The sequence below is a fragment of the Streptococcus suis genome, assembly GCF_002960445.1.
Lineage (GTDB): Bacteria > Bacillota > Bacilli > Lactobacillales > Streptococcaceae > Streptococcus > Streptococcus hyiners.
In genome coordinates this window covers 1-271 of the sequence record NZ_POJD01000483.1, presented here as the reverse complement: position 1 = coordinate 271, position 271 = coordinate 1, and the positions used below count along the sequence as shown (strand labels likewise).

Below are 271 nucleotides of genomic sequence, written 5' to 3'. Positions count from 1 at the left end.
CTGCTGGTGTGACGGTGGTGATTGTTCGTGAGGACTTCCTCAATGATCAACCAATGCTTTCAAGCATGTTGGACTACCGTATTCAAGCAGAAAATGACTCTCTTTATAATACGCCACCAGCTTATTCTATCTATATTTCTAAACTCGTCTTTGAATGGGTAAAAGAAATTGGTGGTGTTGATGAGATGGAGAAAATCAACCGTGAAAAATCTGGTTTGCTTTATGACTATATCGACCAGTCTAATTTCTATACAAACCCTGTTCGTAAAAG

At 38.7% G+C, this 271-nt stretch carries 1 protein-coding gene; it reads left to right on the top strand.

Annotated elements, in window-relative coordinates:
- Positions 1–271, top strand: a 271-nt coding sequence (locus C1G53_RS12890; RefSeq protein ID WP_153046743.1) for an aminotransferase class V-fold PLP-dependent enzyme, incomplete at both ends; no start/stop codon positions are given.